Source organism: Brevundimonas alba (genome assembly GCF_011927945.1).
Classification (GTDB): domain Bacteria; phylum Pseudomonadota; class Alphaproteobacteria; order Caulobacterales; family Caulobacteraceae; genus Brevundimonas; species Brevundimonas alba.
This window is the reverse complement of record NZ_JAATJM010000001.1, coordinates 1317144-1335308: the sequence shown is the minus strand read 5'-3', so window position 1 is coordinate 1335308 and position 18165 is coordinate 1317144. Positions and strand designations below refer to the sequence as shown.

The following is an 18165-nucleotide window of genomic DNA, read 5'->3' as shown; positions in this document are numbered from 1 at the left end:
AAAAAGGGTCAGGCCTTGTCGGACGGGGGGCGGGGTTAGTCAACACCACGGCCCGACGACCGGAACCGGCCGCGAAACGGCTGGTTGACGGCGCACGAAAGGAGACCGCCATGTCCAACCACCCAGACCCGCAGGACCAGCCCGTGAAGGGGCCCGACGATCTGGAGCGCAACCCGGGCATCGGCCAGTCTCCGGGCCTGAACCGGAGCGAGGGACTGGACGAGATCGAGGGCGACAGCACCGTCGAGGGCGATGTCGAGAACAACGCCGGCCCGGGCGGAGCAGTGGACCCGGACGACCGGGGCCGGGAGAACCGCTAGCTCTTCAGCCGCCAGCCGGACTTGAAGACGCGCCAGCAGGCGTACGACATGGCTAGCGTCAGCACGGCGCTCATGATCACGCCGATCCAGAGGCTGCCCTCGGCGTGGCCGATGAAGCCGTAACGGAAGCCGTCGATCATGTAGAAGATCGGGTTGAAGTGGCTGATCGTCGCGAACGGCTCGGGCAGGTTGTCGACCAGATAGAAGGTGCCGCTCAGGAAGGTCATCGGCATGATCAGAAAGTTCTGAACGGCGGCGAGCTGGTCGAATTTCTCGGCCCAGAGGCCGGCGAAGACGCCGATCATTCCCATCATCAGCGAGGCCGTGAGGGCGAACCAGACGATGGCCGCGACATTGGCCACGCCGAGGCGCGCGAAGGGCAGGACGCAGACGGCGGTCACCAGTCCGACGACGATGCCGCGGGTGGCGGCGCCGAGCGAGAAGCCGATGGTCAGCTCCAGCGGACTGAGCGGCGGCGTCAGGAAGTCCGTCGAGGTGCCCATGATCTTGGCCTGGATCAGGCTGGACGAGGCGTTGGCGAAGGCGTTGTTCAGCACCGCCATCATGATCAGGCCGGGGGCCACGAACTCGGCGAAGGGCGTGCCGTGCAGCGGCGGCCGTGCCCCCTTCAGGGCGACCACAAAGACCAGCATGTAGAGAAGCGTAGTGACCACCGGCGCCGCGACGGTCTGGGCCCCGACCTTCCAGAAGCGGCGCACCTCGCGAAGATAGAGGGTCTTCACCCCCACCCAGTTGACGCCGTCGTAGCGGCGCGGCTGCGGCAGTCCGGCGGGGCGGGTCGAGCTCAGATCGGTCATGGGCCGCAGATGCGCTGGCGCCGCCCGGTTCGCAAGGGGCGCTGAAAGGCCCTTCCGGCCGCCGCGCCGTTAACCACGTCTACATCTGGTTTCTGTGGACGGACTGATTCGCACATCTTGCGTCCGTTAGGGCCTCGTTTACGATTAGTGGTAGGTCGAGAGCCCGGGAGGGATGGCTCGACCCCATATATTGAATCCGAGACCCCGGAGGGTGGCTATGACCGCAGGCTGGACCGAAGACCGCGTCGGCGCGCTGAAGAAGCTCTGGCTGGAAGGCCAGTCGGCGAGCCAGATCGCCAAACAGCTCGGCGGCGGGGTCACCCGCAACGCCGTCATCGGCAAGGTGCACCGCCTCGGCTTGTCGGGGCGGGCCGCCCCGTCGCAGCCGGCTCGCGCCACCTTCCGCCCGTCGCGTCCGCGCCCGGCGGCCCAGCCGACCCAGGCTCCGTCGGCCCCGCGCCGCATCGAGGCGGTCCAGCCGCGTCCGGTTCAGGCCTCTGTGCCCGCGCCGATGCCCGACCTGCCCGGCACCGCCACGGTGATGACGCTCGGCGCCCACATGTGCAAATGGCCCATCGGCGACCCGTCCTCGAACGAGTTCAGCTTCTGCGGCCGCCGGTCCTCGGAAGGCGTCTACTGCGTCGAGCATGCCCGCGTCGCCTACCAGCCGCAGGTCCGCAAGGGCGGCAAGGACGGCGCGTCCGAACTGGCCCGCAGCCTGCGCCGCTACATCTGACAAGCGCTACCGCTCACGACACGGTCGCTCGCTGTTTGAGCGCGGGCGACCGTTGATGTTTTCAGCCACATGGCTGTCACGAATGGCTCCTATGGAGCCGCCGTCCGCCTCGCCGCCGCACCCGCATGCGGTGGTGAGTCAGGGGCGGGGCTGCGGTTCTCCGGGTTGACGCAGCCCCCTCTCCCCCGCCCTTCCGGGCGGGTTTTTTGTTGGCGGGCCCTAGTTCAGCACCCGCCGCTGCCCCGGGACGTCGAGGCTGAAGGCGGGGATGGCCGCCTCGAACGAGCGGCCGGAAGCGTCCGTCATATAGTAGCCGCCGACCATCGAGCCCGTCGGCGTGCCGAGCGGACAGCCCGAGGCGTAGGAATAGCTGTCGCCCGGCTTGATCACCGGCTGCTCGCCGACGACGCCCGCGCCGCGCACTTCCTCCACCCGGCCCTGACCATCGGTGATGACCCAGCGCCGCGCCATCAGCTGGACCGTGGTGGTCGTCAGATTGACGATCTCGACCTGATAGGCCCAGACCCAGCGCCCCCCTTCGGGGTCCGACTGGCCCGCCAGATAGCTGGGGCGGACGCGGACGAGGACGCCCTCGGTCTCGGCTTCATAGGCGGGCGTATCGTGCATCCGCCCATGGTCGCCCTCACGGCCCGCAGGTCAAGGGTGGCGCCGACGAGGCGAGGCCCGCGACGCCGAACAGTTTGGGGGAGACGCGACGCGAAATCGTGTAATCGGGGGCGATGCAGAGCTATTCGACCTCCCTCCCCGGCATCCTGCCATCGCAATCCATCGAGGCCCTGATCGCCGGCGGCGCGATCGCCTCGGACACGCCGTTCGACGCGGACCAGGTGCAGCCGGCCAGCCTGGACCTGCGGCTGTCGGACCGGGCGTGGCGGGTGCGCGCCTCCTTCCTGCCGGGGCAGCGCAAGGTCGAGGATCGCATCGCCGACGTGGCCATGCACTCGATCGACCTGTCGGCCGGCTATGTGCTGGAGAAGGGCTGCGTCTACATCGCCAGGCTGCAGGAGCGGCTGACCCTGCCCAAGGGGTTGATCGCCCGGGCCAATCCCAAGAGCTCGACCGGCCGGGTCGACGTCTTCGTGCGCCTGCTGACGGACCGCGGCGCGAGCTTCGACGACGTGGAAGAGGGCTACGACGGGCCGCTGTATCTCGAGATCGCGCCCCAGACCTTCTCCATCCTCGTGCGTCCGGGGACGCGGCTGAACCAGCTGCGGCTCAAGGCCGGGGAGCCGCCGAAGCTGGAGACCCGCAGCGTCGGCGTCGATCTGGAAGGCGCGGACGGCACCATCGTCGGCTATCGCGGACGGCGGCATGCGGGCGTCGTCGATCTGGACCGGATCGACGGCCACGACCCGCGCGACTTCTGGGAACCGCTGAGCGTGCGGCGCGGCGAGCTGCTGCTGGATCCGGGCGAGTTCTACATCCTGGCGTCGCGCGAGGCCGTGGAAATCCCGGTCATGCAGGCGGCGGAGATGACGCCCATCGACCCGTCGGTGGGCGAGTTCCGGGTCCATTACGCCGGCTTCTTCGATCCGGGCTTCGGCACCGACGAGGCGCACGGCAAGGGCTCGAAGGGGGTGCTGGAGGTGCGCACCCACGACACGCCCTTCCTGCTGGAGCACGGCCAGATCGTCGCCCGGCTGGTCTATGAGCCGCTGACCGAGCGGCCGTCGCGTCTCTATGGCGAGGGCGGCAGCCACTACCAGCGGCAGGGCCTCAAGCTGTCCAAGCATTTCCGCCCCTGGGGCTGAAGAGGAACCGTGCCCGGCGGGGGACGTTCGACGGACAGGAAAATGTCGGTTGGCGTTCCGGCTCGCGCGTGAGAGGGTCGGGCACGTTAACGGACTGAGGGGACCGTTGATGCGTCTGAGGGCGTTTAGTGCGGGCGTAGTGAGTCTGGCGGCCATCGCGTCGTCCGCGTCCGCTATGGAGCCGCCCTCGCCGCAGCAAGCCGTCGTCGATCCCTGGCGGGTCGAGCGTGAGCGCCCCACCAATGTTTCCGATCTTCTGACCCGTCTGGACCGCGACGCGCGCTTCGACGCCGGCGACCGCGCGGGCGCCGACGGCTGGATCGGCTACGATCCCGCCCGGGACACGGCCTCGACCCGCGCCGTTTCGAACCGCGACATCTGGTACGAGGGCGACGCCTATAGCGACCGGCTGCGTCTGCGCACCGAGGGCCGCGTGCGCCGCGCCGACGGGGCGCCTCTGCCGCCCGGCCCGCTCGACGCCGCCGCCTACGACGCGGAACACTATGACGTCACCTATACGCGCGGCTGGACTGAGACGCTGGGCCAGACGGAGAACGGCCTGGACGTCACCCTGACGCCGCACGTGGGCGTCGGCGTGGGCAGCCGCGGCGACGTCACGGAAGCCGGAGCCACCCTGCGGATCGGGCGCGACCTCGACCGGCTTGTGCCGGACGGTGAAGACGAGTTTGGAGAGCGGTCGCGTTGGTATGTCTATGCCGCGGGCTCGGGCCGGGCGGTGGGCTATAACTGGGCCCGCAACCGCGACGGCGACTATGCCCGCTCGGGCGTCAGCCACGATTCCGGAGCCTTCATGGGCGACGCCTCGCTGGGCGTGGCCCTGCGGCGCGGTCCGGTGCACAGCTCGATCGGCCTCGTATATCGCGAGATCGAGGCCGAGGGGCTGCGCGCCGGCAACGGCGTAGACACCGACGTCTCGGAAGGCCTGATCGCCTTCCAGCTGTCGATCAAGCCGGAGTAGGGGACTAGTCGGTCCTCGCCACGCCCTCGCGCCGGTCGTCGGCCGCGCCGTCCCAGCGCCATGTTCCATCGGACGCCTGCCGCCAGATGGCGCCGTGCAGGCCGGAGTTCTCGCTGGCGTTCGGGCGCAACTGAATACCCCGTGCAGCCAGCGCCGCCTGCAGGTCGGGGGTGAACCGGTCGGTGTCCGCGCCGAAATCGTCGCCCTTGGCCACCAGGTTCGGCAGGGCGAAGGCCTCGGCCATCGGCAAGCCCCAGTCCAGCACGGCCACCAGCGCCTTGGTGTTGTAGGCGAGAATGGCCGACCCGCCCGGCGAGCCCAGCGCGCCGACGAGCCGGCCCTGCCGGTCAAGGATGATGACCGGCGACATCGAGGAGCGCGGCCGCTTGCCCGCGGCCACGGCGTTGGCTGCGGGCTGGCCGTCCGCCCGCAGCGGCTCGAAGGAGAAGTCGGTCAGCTGGTTGTTGAGGAAGAAGCCCGCCGCCATCCGGCCGGACCCGAACACGCTCTCGACCGTCGTGGTCATGCTGACGGCGTTGCCCGCCGCGTCGACGATGACGAAGTGGGAGGTGCCGGCGGGCTCCTGCGTCGCGTCCGGGCCGGCGAAGACGCCCCCGGGCGGAAAGCCGGGCTCGGCCGCCCCGACGAGGGTCGGCGCCTGCACCGCGCGGGCGGCGACATAGTCAGGGTCGAGCAGCCCCTGCACCGGCACGCCGACGAAGGCCGGGTCGCCGACGTAGCGGTCGCGGTCGGCGTACATCAGCCGCTGCAGTTGGGCGAAGGCGGTCCAGGCGTCGGCGCTGGCCGGACCCTCGAGGATGTCCGGCGTCAGCTCGGCCATGGCCAGCAGCTGAAGCACCGCCACGCCGCTGGACGGGGGCGGCGGCACGCAGACGACATAGATCCGGTAGGGCCGGCACAGGGCGCCGCGCTCGATAGGCTGATAGGCGGCGATGTCCGCCTCGGTCAGGGCGCCGGGCCGCGGCCCCTCGGCGACGGTCGAGGCGATCTCGCGTGCGATCCGGCCGTGATAGAAGGCGTCGGCTCCGCCCGCCGCGATCTCGGCCAGGGTGTCGGCGTAGGCGGGGTTGCGCAGCACGTCGCCGGCGACATAGCGGCTCCCGTCGGCCTTGGTGAAATAGGCGTTGGCCCAGCGGGTCCGCGCCTGACCCGAGCGGGCGGCGATCATGCCGGCGAGGCGGGGGCTGACGACGAAGCCGTCGCGGGCCAGCCGCTCGGCGTCGCCGAACAGATCGCGCCACGCCAGCTGGCCATGTTCGCCTTGGGCCATGGCCAGCAGGGCCACCGCCCCGGGCGCGCCGGTGGAGCGGCCGCTCAGCACCGCGTCGCCGAAGCCCAGCGGCCTGCCGTTCTCGTAGAACAGTTCCGGCGTCGCGGCGTTAGGCGCCGTCTCGCGGCCGTCGTAGCTGGTGACCTCGCCGGTCGCCGCGTCGAACACCATCATGAAGGCGCCGCCGCCGAGGCCGGAGGATTGCGGCTCGACCAGACCCAGCACGGCCTGCACGGCCACCGCTGCGTCGACGGCCGAGCCGCCCTGCCGCAGCACCTTCAGCCCCGCCTCGACGGCCAGAGGATTGGCGGCAGCCACGAAGGGCCCGCGAGCCTGCGGGGCGGCCGCTACGGCCGACGCGGCCGACCCGGGAGCAGGCGCGATCCCGGCCCCGCCCGCGCAGCCCGCCAGCATCAGGCCCGCCCCGACGGCGAGCGCGAGCAGGGGACGCAGGGCGGTGAGCGAGGCGTGGCGCATGAGGGTTCCGGGACGGCGAACGGCGGGGAGAGCCCCAACTTGGCGCGCCCGGCGCCACGGCGAAACCCCCGGTCGCGAAATCACCGCAGGAAAGCCGCCAACCGGGTCTTGCCCCACCGTCCCTCGTCCGCTAAAGACCCGCCCTCGCCGTTCGCGGCCAAGCGCGCCCGTAGCTCAGCTGGATAGAGCATCAGACTACGAATCTGAGGGTCGGACGTTCGAATCGTTCCGGGCGCGCCATTTCTTCTTCCAAGCTGCTGTTTATGCTGAAGAAGTATTCGTCAAATCTGACGCTTCATACAGCCTTTCATAACTCCCAGAAATGCGCGCGAAGGCCAGCGCTAGCCGGGGGTTCGGCTGCCTCCCGCAATCTCTCAATGGGAATAGGCGAGGCTCGACGTTCGTCGATAAACGCCCTCTGCGGGCTACGCCGGCAGAGCTCGACCCCGCTGCTTATTTAGCGCCTTTGCTATGGCGTGACTCGCTTCGGCCAATTGCGCCGCGTCACTGAACCGACCTAGTGAAAACCGAACGCATCGGCTGGCGTCGCTGTCGCTTACTCCCATCGCGGTAAGAACGTGCGAAGGGCCGATGACGCCCGAGGTGCAGGCTGACCCCAAGGACGCGGCCACGACCGGCTGGAGAAGCGCCAGAAGATCGGCGGCGTCGGCTCGAGAAAATACGACGTGGGCGTTGCCAGGATGACGATCACCCGAGGGAGCAGTAAGCCGAAGTCCGGGATCAAGGTCTCTTAACGAGGCTACGAAGGAGTCGCGAAGGGAAGCGACGCGCTCGCGTTCCGCTGCCCCTTCGCGACTCACCAGCATGGAGGCTGTCGCGAAGCCCACGCAGAGCGGAGTGGGCAAGGTCCCGGGCCGAATCGACTGCTCCTGTCCCCCGCCGAACGTTAAGGGTCGGGGGGTCCAAGGACGATCATCAGCGAGGTACAGGACACCTATTCCCTTGGGCCCATAAATCTTGTGACTCGAAAGGCTGGCCGCATCCACGCCCCATGACGAAAGATCGACTTCCATGGCGAGCGGCGCTTGGGTCGCGTCGCAATGAAAAAAGACGCCGTGGCGCTTGGCCCACTGCGCAACTGCTCGCACCGGTTGGACAACGCCTGTCTCATTGTTGACGGCCATGACCGAAATCACTGCGACGGTCGTTCCTTCCAACGCCTCCAAGACGTCGAGGTCGAGGCACCCGCTGGTGTCGACTGGAAGGCGCTCAATGTCGTAGCCCTCGGCCGCGAGCGCCGAGGCGGCTTCGAGGACGGCCTTGTGCTCTATGGCGCTGATCAGAACCCGCCGCCGCTCGGGCGGGGCATTGCGCGCGCCGCCCAAGATCGCGATATTGTTGCCTTCGGTCGCGCCGCTCGTGAAGATGAGGCCTCCCCACGCAGCGCCGAAGGCGTCGGCGATGGCGGCGCGTGCGAGCTCAACGCGCTGATGGGCTTTCCAGCCGAGGGCGTGATCGTCCGAACTCGGGTTTGCGAAGTCCGTGAGCATCGTCTCGCGCATGGCCTCGGCCACACGCGGATCGACCGGCGTGGCAGCCTGATAATCGAGATAGATGGCGTCCTCGATGCGCACCTGTGCGAATCCCTCCAAAGTCGGGCTGGTGACGATCACCAGGACCGTTGACATAGGCCATAAGACCGGGTGTCATCAACTGGAAGGACATTCCAGGACCAATGACCCGCAGCCTCCTCGCCAACGACGATTACAAACTACAGTTCGCCGGACACGAAACGTTTCCGCTCCGCTACGGATGGCTGAAGAAAGCCTATGACGCGGTTAGTGAACAACTGCGCGTCGATTCGGCAACAGGCGCTTCCGTCTTCTTGGACGACGCAGCAATCGCGAGATTCGGCGTAGGCAAGAACATGGTCCTTTCTATGAGACACTGGGCTTTGGCGACCGATATTCTTTCTTCTCATGACGCGCCGGGCGAACGGACAAGCCGGGTGACCTTGGGGCCCATCGGCGACCTCCTGTTCGGTGAATCGAACGATCCGTTTCTGGAGCACCCCGGATCGCTTTGGCTGCTGCACTGGACGCTGGCCAGCCGGCCCGGTCGGGCGTCAGCCTGGCACTGGGCGTTCAACGAGTTCCACGAGCCGGCCTTTGATCGAGAATTGATGACCCGGCGCCTGGTTCGTCGCTGCGAGGAGCTTCAGGAATCGGGTCGGCTCAGTCGCGACCGGCCGATCGCCGGCGTGACCCTGAAGCGGGATGTGGAGTGCATCATCCGGACCTATCACGCCGCGGCCGCGGGGGGGCGCCGGGCCCCCGAGGACAGCATCGAGTCGCCCCTGGCCGAGCTGGGTTTGATCCAGAAGGCCGGCGTGGGCGAGCAGTATCGCTTTCGACGCGGGCCCAAGCCGTCCCTGCCGGATGAGGTCTTCCTCTATGCCCTGATCGATTTCTGGCGGACGCTGTTTGACACTCGCCGGTCCTTCTCGGTCGACTTCCTCACCTTCGAGCGAGGCTCGCCGGGACAGGTCTTTCTCCTCGACGAAGACGCGGTCGCCGAACGGCTGGTGAGGCTCGATGATTTGACCGGGGGCGCGCTTCGCTGGGATGAATCCTCCGGCATGCGTCAACTCTATGCGCCGGGCCTTGAGCAGCTTCAGGCCGACGCCGTTCTGCGCGCCATGTACGCGCGCGACATGGGACGGCTCGCGGCATGACCCCTCGCCTCTCCGACATCGTCAGCGTCGCGCGCCGGTTCACGCGCGCCGTGCGCGTCGACGCCGATCTGACCGATCCTCGCGCGCTCGACGGCTATGTCTGCTCGCAGTCCGCGATCGAAGCCCTCCTTCTGATGGCCCGGCATCACGGCGCCACGGGGCACGGTGCCTTCACTTGGACGGGGCCCTATGGGTGTGGAAAATCGAGTCTGGCCATCGCCCTAGCGGCGCTCGCGGGCGGTTCGCGCAAGGCCGCCGAGGGCCTCCTCGCCGAGGTCGGAGACGCTGATCGGCGGGAGCTGCTCGGCGCGTTCCGTGGCGACAAGACGCCCTGGCTCGTGGTGGCCGCGGTCGGTCGCCGCGACGATCCGGAGCGGGCCATCGGCGAGGCGCTCGCCGCCTCCGTGGCGGACCTTCCCGGCCTTGAGCGAGCCAAGCGAGAGAGTCTGGCGGCCTGGACGTTGCGGGTCTCCGCCGACCCGCGTCACGCGGGACTGCTTCTGCTCGTCGATGAGATGGGCAAATTCCTCGAACACGCCGCGCGCGCCGACGGCGACGTGCATCTGTTCCAGGACTTGGCGGAAACAGCGTCCCGGTCGAACCAAAGGCTTTTGCTCGTCGGCATCCTGCACCAGGCCTTCGACGAATACGCCCACCGCCTCGCGCGCGAGGCCCGTGACGAATGGATCAAGATCCAGGGCCGCTATCTGGATATCCCGATCAACCTGGCCGCCGAGGAACAACTCGACCTGATCGGTCGAGCCATCGAGGCCCCCCCGAGCACCGCGCGATCCAATCCCGCCGCCCCGGTCGTCGCCGAGCTGCTGCGCAGTCAGCGCCTAGGCGACGCTCAGACGCTCGAAGCCAAGCTGCATGCCTGCTGGCCGCTGCATCCGCTGGTAGCGGCGCTGATTGGACCGGTGTCTCGGCGGCGGTTCGGTCAGAACCAGCGCAGTTTGTTCGGCTTCCTGAATTCGATCGAGCCCTACGGCTTCCAGACCTATCTTGAAGAGGTTCCGGCCAAGGACGCACCCCTCTTCCCGCTCGCTCGCCTGTGGGACTATCTGCACGCCAATCTGGAGCCGGCGATCTTGGCCTCGCCAGACGGCCATCGTTGGTCGACGGCCCTTGAGGCGATCGTCCGCGCCGAGGGCCGCGCCGCCAGCGCCGACCATCTCGCGCTTCTCAAGGCCGTCGCCCTGATCGATCTGTTCAAGGATCGATCGGGTCTGCAGGCCACGCCGCAGGTCCTTCAGCATGCCGTCAGCGGCCTCGCGCCCAAGGCCGTCGAGCGCATTCTCGAGGAGCTCGCGGATTGGTCCGTGATCATCTTCCGCAAGCACGCGGGAAGCTATGCGATCTATGCGGGGAGCGATTTCGACATCGACGCCGCCGTGGACCGGGCGCGCGAAGCGGGCGTCGCCCTCGACTATCGGCAGCTGGCCCGGCACGCGGCCCTCCAGCCGGTGCTGGCCAAGCGGCACTATGAGATCACCGGCGCCCTGCGTTGGTTTGAGATTGAGATCGCGGCCCTAGCGGACGTCGAACACCGCGTGCGCGCTTATCGGCCGGCTCCCGGGGCGGCGGGCCTGTTTCTTCTGGCCATCAGCGGAGAGGGCGAAAGCGCCGCGCAGGCCCAGACGATCCTAAAGCGAGCCTCCGCCTTGGCGGGTGAGCAGCTCGTGGTGCTCGGCTGGACCTCGGACAGCTTCATGATCCGCGAGATGGCGTCCGATCTATCGGCCCTCGAGCATGTCCGCGCGCATAGCGCGGAGCTCGAAGGGGATGCGATCGCGCGGCGCGAGCTCGACGCGCGCGTGGCCCGCCTCAGCGCGGACCTTGAAGATCGGCTCTCCGACGCGGTTCATGGCGTCAAATGGGTCGCCCCGGAGGGTTTCGACAGCGGCGTCTCGCTTCGGCTGTCCGGGCCGGCCGGTCTCAGCGTCGTCGCGTCGCGTCTGGCGGATTGGCGCTATCCCGCCGCGCCGTGGCTGCCCAACGAGCTCGTCAACCGCAGCCGCCCCTCCTCCAACGCCGCCGCCGCGGTCAGAGCCCTGCTCAGGGCCATGGTCGGGCAGGCCTCGTCGCCGCGCCTCGGCATTGTCGGCTTCCCCCCCCAAGCCGGCTTGTACGTGAGTCTTCTGGAAAGCACCGGACTTCACCGCCTTGACGAAGCGACCGGGACCTGGCGTTTCGTGGCCCCTGAAGCAGGCGATCCGCACCATCTTCACGCCCTCTGGCGCCGAACCGACGAGCTGCTGGCGGCGGCGCCGGACGGCCTGACGATGGCGGAGATCTTCGCCCATTGGCGCGCGGCCCCCTTCGGAGTCAGGGACGGGCTCTGCACCCTTCTCGGCGCGGCCTATATGATGACCCGGTCGGGGATGACCGCAGTCTATCTCGAGGGCGTCTATCGTCCCGGGCTGGAAAGCTTCCTGATCGACCGAATGGTCCAGGATTCGAGCTGCGTGCGGATCCGCTCGATCGTTCTGACGGATGTGGATGTCGCGCTGATCTCGGGCTTGGCGGAGCGGCTGTCCACGACTGAAGCGACTGTGCCGCCCACGGCGTTCGACGTCGCGCGCGGCCTCATCACCGCCGTCGTCAATCTACCGAACTGGACCCTTCGGACGACGCGCCTAACGCCGACGACGATCGCGTTCCGAGACCGTGCGAAGGTCACGGACGACCCGAACCAGTTCTTGACGCGAGACGTGCCCAAAGCCTTCGGCCTTGAGGCGGACAACTACGCAGGGCCGGTTTTGGCGCGGCATGTCATCGCCGCCCTGGACGAACTGAAGGGCGCCTATAGCGGGATGCTCGCGGGCCTCGAGACGATCTTGCTGCGGGAGCTGCGGGTCAAGGGCGATCCCGACAGCCTGGCGAAACTGCGTCGGCGTGCCTTGGACGTGAAGGGATTGACCGGCAATTTCCGTCTCGACGCCCTGGCCACCCGACTTTCGACGTTCGAAGGCGACATCGCCGATATGGAAGGGTTCGCCGTTCTGGCGGCGAACAAGCCCACGCGAGATTGGGTCGATCGAGACCTCGACGCCGCGTCCGTCGAACTCGCGGCCTTGGCCGACCAGTTCCTTAAGGCCGAGATCTTCCAGCGTCTGAAAGGACGCGAAGGCGGCCGGGTGGCCATGGCGGTCTATATCAGCGACCCTGACTACCCCGAGCCGCAATCCCATGAGATTCAGGTCTCCGCGGCGGAACGCGAGACCGCCGACGCCTTGGCGCTGCGCATCAATGACCTGCTTCGCGCCGAAGGCGTCAGCCCCGACGTCGCCCTAGCCGCGGTCGCCAGTTTGGGACTGATCCTGAGCACCGCGCCCGAAGCCGCGCGCGATGCGGCGACGGCGAAACGAACGGAGACCGCCCATGGCTGAACGGCACGTCCTGGGCCTGTCCGGAGGCCGCGATAGCGCGGCGCTGGCGGTCTATATGTCCCACCATCGGCCCGAGTTGGACATCGAGTATTTCTTCACCGACACCGGCAAGGAGTTGCCGGAGGTCTACGAATTTCTCGGCCGGCTGGAGGGCGTGCTTCACAAGCCGATCGAGCGTCTCAATCCGGAGCGGGACTTCGATTACTGGCTCCGTGAATACAAGAATTTCTTGCCGTCGCCCCAGACGCGCTGGTGCACGCGCCAGCTGAAGATCAAGCCGTTCGAGGATTGGGTTCAGCCGTCGGTGGCCAGCGGCGTCACGGTCCATAGCTATGTCGCCATCCGCTCCGACGAGGACTATCGCGAAGGCTATGTGTCCGGAAAGGACGCACTTCGGACCCACCTTCCCTTCCGTGAAGCCGGCATCGACAAGGCGGGCGTGATGGAGATCCTGGAGGCGGCCGGGCTCGGCCTTCCGGAGTACTACCGGTGGCGGTCGCGCAGCGGCTGCACCTTCTGCTTCTACCAGCAGAAGATCGAATGGGTCCGGTTGATGGATGAGCATCCGGACAGTTTCGAGGACGCCAAACGCTACGAAAAGAATGCGCTCGAGCACGGGTCGCCGTTCACTTGGAGCCACGGCGAGTCCTTGGAGGACATCGCCAGGCCCGAGCGGGTCGCGCAGATCCGGGCGGACCATGACCGCAGGGTGGAGCGCCTCAAGGCGCGCCGCCTGACCAACGCGCTCAGAGACACGCCGATCGAGATCGAGGACATCTACAAATCCGCCGCCAAGCTGTGCCTCACCTGTCACAAGTGAGGACCGGACCGTTCTTCAGAGAACGTGTTCCAGATCGTAGGCGGTCAGGATCGGCCGCAAGGCGGCATAGGCTTCGTTGCGGTTCTCGGCCAAGCCCGAGAACTCGGCGACGCGTTTGAGTTCTCCGGTGATAAGCTTGCGCGCGGCCCCGCTCACGTCCTCGGCGTCCTCGGGCAGGACGACGATATAGTCGTGGATATTGGCGATCGTCTTGCCGGGCGATCGCCTCAGGATTCGGCCGCGCCGCTGGATGAACTGGCGCGGGTCTTTGGAGCTGGCGAGGATGTAGGCGATACTGCAGGCGGGGACGTCGATGCCTTCATCGAGGCATTTGATGGCCACCAGGCCGTCGATCGCTCCCGTCTTGAAGGACTGCAGGATGGACTCTCGCTCGCGCCGACTTTCGCGCGCGGTGAAACGCGAGACCTTCCATCCCTCATCGTCGAGCAGCCGGCTGACCGCCTCGATCTGACGCGTCGGCTGACCATCCTCCGCCCCATCGTCCTCGTCGACCCCGTCCATCTCGACTTGGCCGTCGCCGCAATAAAACAAGGCGTGTTGCTGCGGGGGGCGGCCGGCCAAGGTCTTCTGCAGGGCGATCATCTTATTGGCGGCCGAGCCGACGACCCTCGCCCGCTTCATCAGAAGCGCCGTCAGCATGGTGCTCGGCGGTCCGGAACCCTTGTCTTCGCGCATGAAGGCCCGAGCGATGTCGTCGGACAGGCTGATGAACTCGCTGGCCTCATCGGCCGTGAGCGGAACCACGGTGGGGTAGTAGTTGTAGGGGGTGAGCACCTTGTCGGCGATGGCTTGGGCGAGCGTATAGCTGAAGACGATATCGCCGTAGTAGGCCTTGAGCCGGGCGTTCCGCTCTTCATCGAGATAGTGCAGCGGGGTCGCGGACAGCCCGATACGGTAATGGGCGTGCGCCGGCAGGGCTGACGCGAGGGACTCCGAGCCGTGGTGGTGACACTCGTCGCCGATCCACAGAAGCCGGTTACCGGGGATGCGCGCCAACGCCGCCTGAAACTCGGGCGTTCTGAGGGTGCGGTTGACGACGACGAGCGCCTGAAAGGCGTCCGAGCCGCCTTGCATGTCGAGGACCCGCTTTTGCAGGTCGTCGTGCCAGTTCTCCTTGGAGATGTAGCACTGGAGCGGTCGTATGTTGAACGCCTCCAGGATCTCGCACCATTGATCCGCCAGGCTCTGGTAGGGGGCGGCGATGACCACGGCGAGCCCGGGAATCCCCTTGGCCATCTGCACGGTGGCGTAGACCGCCGTGATGGTCTTGCCCGCGCCGGTCGCTAGATCGAAGACGCCCCGATAGCCGTTCGCCTGCCAGGCCCTCAGCGCCTCGAGCTGATGCTCGCGCATCTTGAACGGCATCCCGTGGATCATCGCCGGTGCTCGGGGAAGGCGAGCCTCGGGCTCGGCTTCATCGCTCGCTTCGAGCGCGCGCAGCCGCTCAGCGATCTGGGCCTCCCGTTCGCTGTCGGGCGGTCCGTCAAGCGATGCGGCGACCTCCAGAAGATTGTCCTTCAGCGCAGTCGGCAGATCGATGACGACCGTGCCCCGGCTCTTGTTGTCCCATAGCCGGGTGAAACTATCCCGGTGAGGCTCATGGAAGTCAGCGAGTTCGGGACGCCAGGTGGGAAAGACGTTGATCGATTCATAGTTCTGCGTCGGCAAAAGCGCGGCGGCGCTTTCATTGGCCGAGCCTGAGAAGACGACGGCGTCGCCGTCGGCGTCGCTGATAATGCCCACCTTGTCGTGGTAGATGCCGTTGGGGCGCAGCGCCACGCGGATTTCGAGGCGGCCATGGGCGATTAACCAGGCCAGGGCTTTGAAGCGATGCTGGAAGAGTTCGTCGTCGATGTCGCTGACGGCGGCGACCATCTCGGCACCAATGCGCTCTGATATCTCCTTCAGTCGCAGCCCTTCACGAACGGCGTCGATGTCGCTCTGCGCGGTGAAGGCTCCGACGACGAGCCGGATCACGCCGTCTCCCTTAATGAAGACGGTCAAAGCTTGGGCGGCCTCGCTGAGGGACGAAGCGGAGAAATAGCCGACGGCTCGATCGTAGCGATTAGCTGCCGCGAGCGCCGGAAAGTAAAAGCTTCTCAGGATGTCGTCCTGATCGGACTTGTAGACGCCCTTGAGGACGAGGCTTCGCAACATCCCTAGAAGGTCACCGCGGCGAGGTCGGGCTCCGCGGCGACCGGTTGCAGGTAGCCGCGCTCCCTCAGAAGGGCCAGCAAGGCCCGGTCCGGATACTCGCCGCCATTGCGCAGGAAATAGTCCTTAATCAGCGCCAGGCCGCCGTTGGCGTATTCTTCGAAGATGTCCGCACATCGGCCTTCCTCGCCTTCGCGCAAGATCTCCACGTCCTGGCTTTCCGCCACCGCCAAGGTCCAGAGCAGGTCTTCGGCGGCCGGATCGGCCTCGAACTGCTGATAAGAGATGTCCTCCGTGCCGTGCGAGCGATCCAGGGGAAGGCGGCGACCTTCCGAGAAGCCGAGCAAGGCGGCGAAGCAAAGCACTTCGCGCAGGGTCGGGAACAGTTTGCGGTCCGACCCTGGAACGGGCTGGGTGGCGAGCCGCTGAACGAGATCCTCATAGAGCTTGCTGCGGTGAATGTTGGGGACGCGATCAGCCATCAGGAGGTCACCCGCACAAAGGCGCTGCCGTCGCTTGGAGCGCCGAACACCGCGGTCTCTACATCCTTGCCGTGAAACTGACGGATCTCAGGTTTGCGGCCGTCGCGGTCCGCGCGGTTGTGCCGAATGAGAACCACCTCTTCGCCGATACGGTCACGCAGCGCTTCCAGGACCGAGCCAGAGCCCTGCGATTTCGACACCATCAGAACGACCTGTCCGGCCATCTTGGGAATGAAGGACGCGGTCGTCCGCCGGTAATCCTCGTCGAGTTGGCCGAAGGGCGAATCCAGCACCAGCGGCGCGACCGTGCCCTTCAGCAGCCGGTAGTCAGAGGCGTTCTCGCGGATCTTGGCGAACTCGACCAGGGCGGCGGTGAAGGCCAGGCCGAGGAGCTGGTTTTCTCCGCTTGATTTCGGCATCTGGGTGCCGGCTTCGTTGACTAGGCTGATCGAATAGTCGCTGCTCATGCTAAGCTTGAAGGCCTTGCGGCTGGTGTCCGCCAGGATCCGGGTGATGGAGGCGCGAAGAACGCCTCGCGCCTCTTCCTCTTCCTTCTTGAGCTCAAGCTCGAGCTGCCCCTTGAGCCGCTCGCACAGGGCGTAGCGCGTCATGAATATCCTTGCGCCGGCGTCCTCATCGGCGAGTTTCTTGAGGTCCCGTTCGGCGTTGACTTTGTCGGCTTCGGACGTTTGGATCCGCACGCCGAGGCTGCCGAGGTGCTCGCGTTTCGCATTGGCTTCTCGGCGCAGATCGTTCCGCTTGATCTCCCGCTCGGCGATATCGTCGAAATCGATCCCCTTCAGGCTCTCGGAGACATCGTCGAGCTCCTGTTCGTGACGGGAGATGTCTTGGCGGGCGTCATTCAGGCGTTTGTTGGCCGCGTCGAGCCGACCGGGAGCCTTCTGGCGCTCCGACTTCAGTTGGGACAGTCGCGCCTTCACCTTGCTGATCCGGCTGCGGAGCGTGGCGTTCGCGGCCTTCTGCAGCAGGCTGGACACCGCGACATGGGCATCGCTGCCGGGCTCTAGGGCGGCGCCGCAGATGCAGCGTTTCATGTCGAGGATGTCGTGCACAAACTCCTCGTTATAGGGCGAGGGCAGCCTGCCCTTGGTCTCCTGCTGATCGAGGTGATCCATCGCCAGCTGGGTGATCTTGGTGGAGACAAGGAAGCGTCCGTTCTCGCCGAGCCATTTGAGCACCTCGGTTTGAGCTTCGGTTTCGCGGGTACGGGCGCGGACGAGCTCGCCCTTGGCGCGATCGCGTCGGGTCTGCAGGGATTTGGCGGCGGACGAGTTGCGCAGCTTGTCGTCGATGTCAGCGATCCGCTGCTCGATCGTTTCGATCTCGCCGGTCAGCCCGTCCTTGGCTTCGTGGGCGGCCGCGATCTGACCCGTCAATGCGTCGATGCGCGAGCTCAGCGCGTCCATGGAGGAGGACGCCTTGGTGTTGGGGATCTGCTTGCGATACCAGGTCGCCGTCTCCTCGAGATCGGCGATGGCCGTCTCGATCAGCGAGCAGCCGAGAATGTCTTGGACGGCGCGGCGGATGGCGCGGCGGTTGTCTTCTCCAAGAAAGAACTCGGCATGTTCGCCGTCGAACAGGAAATGGCCGGCCATGCTCTTGGGGATGACCGTATTAATGAAGGCGTCGGCGTTGGGCAGGGTGGTGTGGCTTCCGCCGTCAATGCGCATGACAGTGAACTCTCGCTCGCCCCCGCCTCCCTTGGTGAAGCGGCGGGCGCGATAGCGGCTGCCGTTGTGCTCGAACAGAACCTCGACAAAGGCGTGCTGCGCCCCGGCGGCCTTGGCGTCGTAGTTGACCAGGTCATCGCGCTTTTCGAAGCGCTCGGTCGTCTGACCGTAGAAGCACCAGAGCAGAGCGTTCAGGAGGGTCGTCTTGCCCACGCCGTTTTCGGCATGGATCAGGGTGACGTTACGTTCGGGATCCTGAGAAAACTCGATCGAGTGCTCGCCGGGAAAGCATCGGAAATCCTTCAGCGTGATTTGTGAGAGCCACATCCTCAAGCGGCCCCATTGGGGGTCGCGCGGTCGATGATGTCTCGCAGGCGTTTACGCCGTTCGTGGTCCTTGCCCTTGTTCTCGAAGAAATACTCCCGCTGGAGCTCGACGATCTGCTCGATGACGCGCGGGATGTCTGCGTCAGTAGTCGGTTGATCCGTCATGATTTGTCCCCCGCACATCGTCCGAG

General features: G+C 66.7%; 15 protein-coding genes and 1 tRNA gene. 8 read left to right on the top strand and 8 right to left on the bottom strand.

Annotated elements, in window-relative coordinates; genetic code table 11:
- Positions 1–110 precede the first annotated feature (110 nt).
- Entirely contained in the window at positions 111–320 is a 210-nt protein-coding gene (locus GGQ87_RS06625; RefSeq protein WP_168045882.1) for a hypothetical protein, read from the top strand.
- Here the strand turns inward: GGQ87_RS06625 and GGQ87_RS06620 are convergent.
- Positions 317–1138 (bottom strand): ABC transporter permease, encoded by an 822-nt coding sequence (locus GGQ87_RS06620; RefSeq protein ID WP_168045881.1) that lies wholly within the window; start codon positions 1136–1138, stop codon positions 317–319. The two genes, GGQ87_RS06625 and GGQ87_RS06620, sit on opposite strands and share 4 nt — an antisense overlap.
- A gap of 217 nt (positions 1139–1355) precedes the next feature.
- On the opposite strand from GGQ87_RS06620, the gene gcrA reads away from it, so the two are divergent.
- A complete protein-coding gene (gene gcrA, locus GGQ87_RS06615) occupies positions 1356–1874 on the top strand; it encodes a cell cycle sigma 70 cofactor GcrA (RefSeq protein ID WP_168045880.1) in 519 nt (172 codons plus the stop codon).
- Positions 1875–2093: 219 nt separating this feature from the next.
- Here the strand turns inward: gcrA and apaG are convergent, their stop codons facing one another.
- Complete coding sequence (gene apaG, locus GGQ87_RS06610; protein WP_168045879.1) at positions 2094–2501, bottom strand: Co2+/Mg2+ efflux protein ApaG; 408 nt, start codon at positions 2499–2501, stop codon at positions 2094–2096.
- 113 nt (positions 2502–2614) lie between these two features.
- Between apaG and GGQ87_RS06605 the strand changes: the two genes are divergently transcribed.
- Both GGQ87_RS06605 and GGQ87_RS06600 read left to right on the top strand, forming a co-directional pair.
- Positions 2615–3646, top strand: a complete 1032-nt coding sequence (locus tag GGQ87_RS06605; protein ID WP_168045878.1) for a 2'-deoxycytidine 5'-triphosphate deaminase — start codon at positions 2615–2617, stop codon at positions 3644–3646.
- A 109-nt stretch (positions 3647–3755) separates the two neighbouring features.
- Positions 3756–4625 carry a lipid A-modifier LpxR family protein gene (locus GGQ87_RS06600; RefSeq protein WP_245161423.1) on the top strand — a complete coding sequence of 290 codons (870 nt, stop codon included), beginning with the start codon at positions 3756–3758 and terminating at the stop codon, positions 4623–4625.
- A 4-nt stretch (positions 4626–4629) separates the two neighbouring features.
- Here GGQ87_RS06600 and GGQ87_RS06595 read toward each other — a convergent pair whose 3' ends face one another.
- Complete coding sequence (locus tag GGQ87_RS06595) at positions 4630–6393, bottom strand: gamma-glutamyltransferase family protein (protein WP_168045877.1); 1764 nt, start codon at positions 6391–6393, stop codon at positions 4630–4632.
- Positions 6394–6556: 163 nt separating this feature from the next.
- Between GGQ87_RS06595 and GGQ87_RS06590 the strand changes: the two genes are divergently transcribed.
- A tRNA-Arg gene (locus GGQ87_RS06590) sits at positions 6557–6633 on the top strand.
- A gap of 185 nt (positions 6634–6818) precedes the next feature.
- Here GGQ87_RS06590 and GGQ87_RS06585 read toward each other — a convergent pair.
- Positions 6819–8027: an aminotransferase class V-fold PLP-dependent enzyme gene (locus GGQ87_RS06585; RefSeq protein ID WP_168045876.1), complete on the bottom strand. Its 1209-nt coding sequence runs from the start codon at positions 8025–8027 to the stop codon at positions 6819–6821.
- A gap of 62 nt (positions 8028–8089) precedes the next feature.
- On the opposite strand from GGQ87_RS06585, the gene GGQ87_RS06580 reads away from it, so the two are divergent.
- From GGQ87_RS06580 to GGQ87_RS06570, 3 genes are read left to right on the top strand one after another with little or no spacing between them, the layout of a single operon-like run.
- Positions 8090–9088 (top strand): DUF4007 family protein, encoded by a 999-nt coding sequence (locus GGQ87_RS06580; RefSeq protein WP_168045875.1) that lies wholly within the window; start codon positions 8090–8092, stop codon positions 9086–9088.
- Positions 9085–12480, top strand: a complete 3396-nt coding sequence (locus GGQ87_RS06575) for an ATP-binding protein (RefSeq protein ID WP_168045874.1) — start codon at positions 9085–9087, stop codon at positions 12478–12480. The genes GGQ87_RS06580 and GGQ87_RS06575 overlap by 4 nt, the downstream gene beginning before the upstream one ends.
- The gene (locus tag GGQ87_RS06570) at positions 12473–13300 is read left to right on the top strand and encodes a phosphoadenosine phosphosulfate reductase family protein (RefSeq protein WP_168045873.1); all 828 of its coding nucleotides are present in this window, start codon (positions 12473–12475) and stop codon (positions 13298–13300) included. Before GGQ87_RS06575 ends, GGQ87_RS06570 begins: the two co-directional genes overlap by 8 nt.
- Positions 13301–13315: 15 nt before the next feature.
- Here the strand turns inward: GGQ87_RS06570 and GGQ87_RS06565 are convergent, their stop codons facing one another.
- The 4 genes from GGQ87_RS06565 to GGQ87_RS06550 are packed head-to-tail and all read right to left on the bottom strand — an operon-like array spanning position 13316 to position 18139.
- Positions 13316–15478: a DEAD/DEAH box helicase family protein gene (locus GGQ87_RS06565; protein ID WP_168045872.1), complete on the bottom strand. Its 2163-nt coding sequence runs from the start codon at positions 15476–15478 to the stop codon at positions 13316–13318.
- A 2-nt stretch (positions 15479–15480) separates the two neighbouring features.
- Positions 15481–15957: a DNA phosphorothioation-associated protein 4 gene (locus GGQ87_RS06560; RefSeq protein ID WP_168045871.1), complete on the bottom strand. Its 477-nt coding sequence runs from the start codon at positions 15955–15957 to the stop codon at positions 15481–15483.
- Complete coding sequence (locus tag GGQ87_RS06555; protein ID WP_168045870.1) at positions 15957–17975, bottom strand: AAA family ATPase; 2019 nt, start codon at positions 17973–17975, stop codon at positions 15957–15959. Before GGQ87_RS06555 ends, GGQ87_RS06560 begins: the two co-directional genes overlap by 1 nt.
- Before the next feature lie 2 nt (positions 17976–17977).
- The gene (locus tag GGQ87_RS06550) at positions 17978–18139 is read right to left on the bottom strand and encodes a hypothetical protein (RefSeq protein WP_168045869.1); all 162 of its coding nucleotides are present in this window, start codon (positions 18137–18139) and stop codon (positions 17978–17980) included.
- Positions 18140–18165 lie beyond the last annotated feature (26 nt).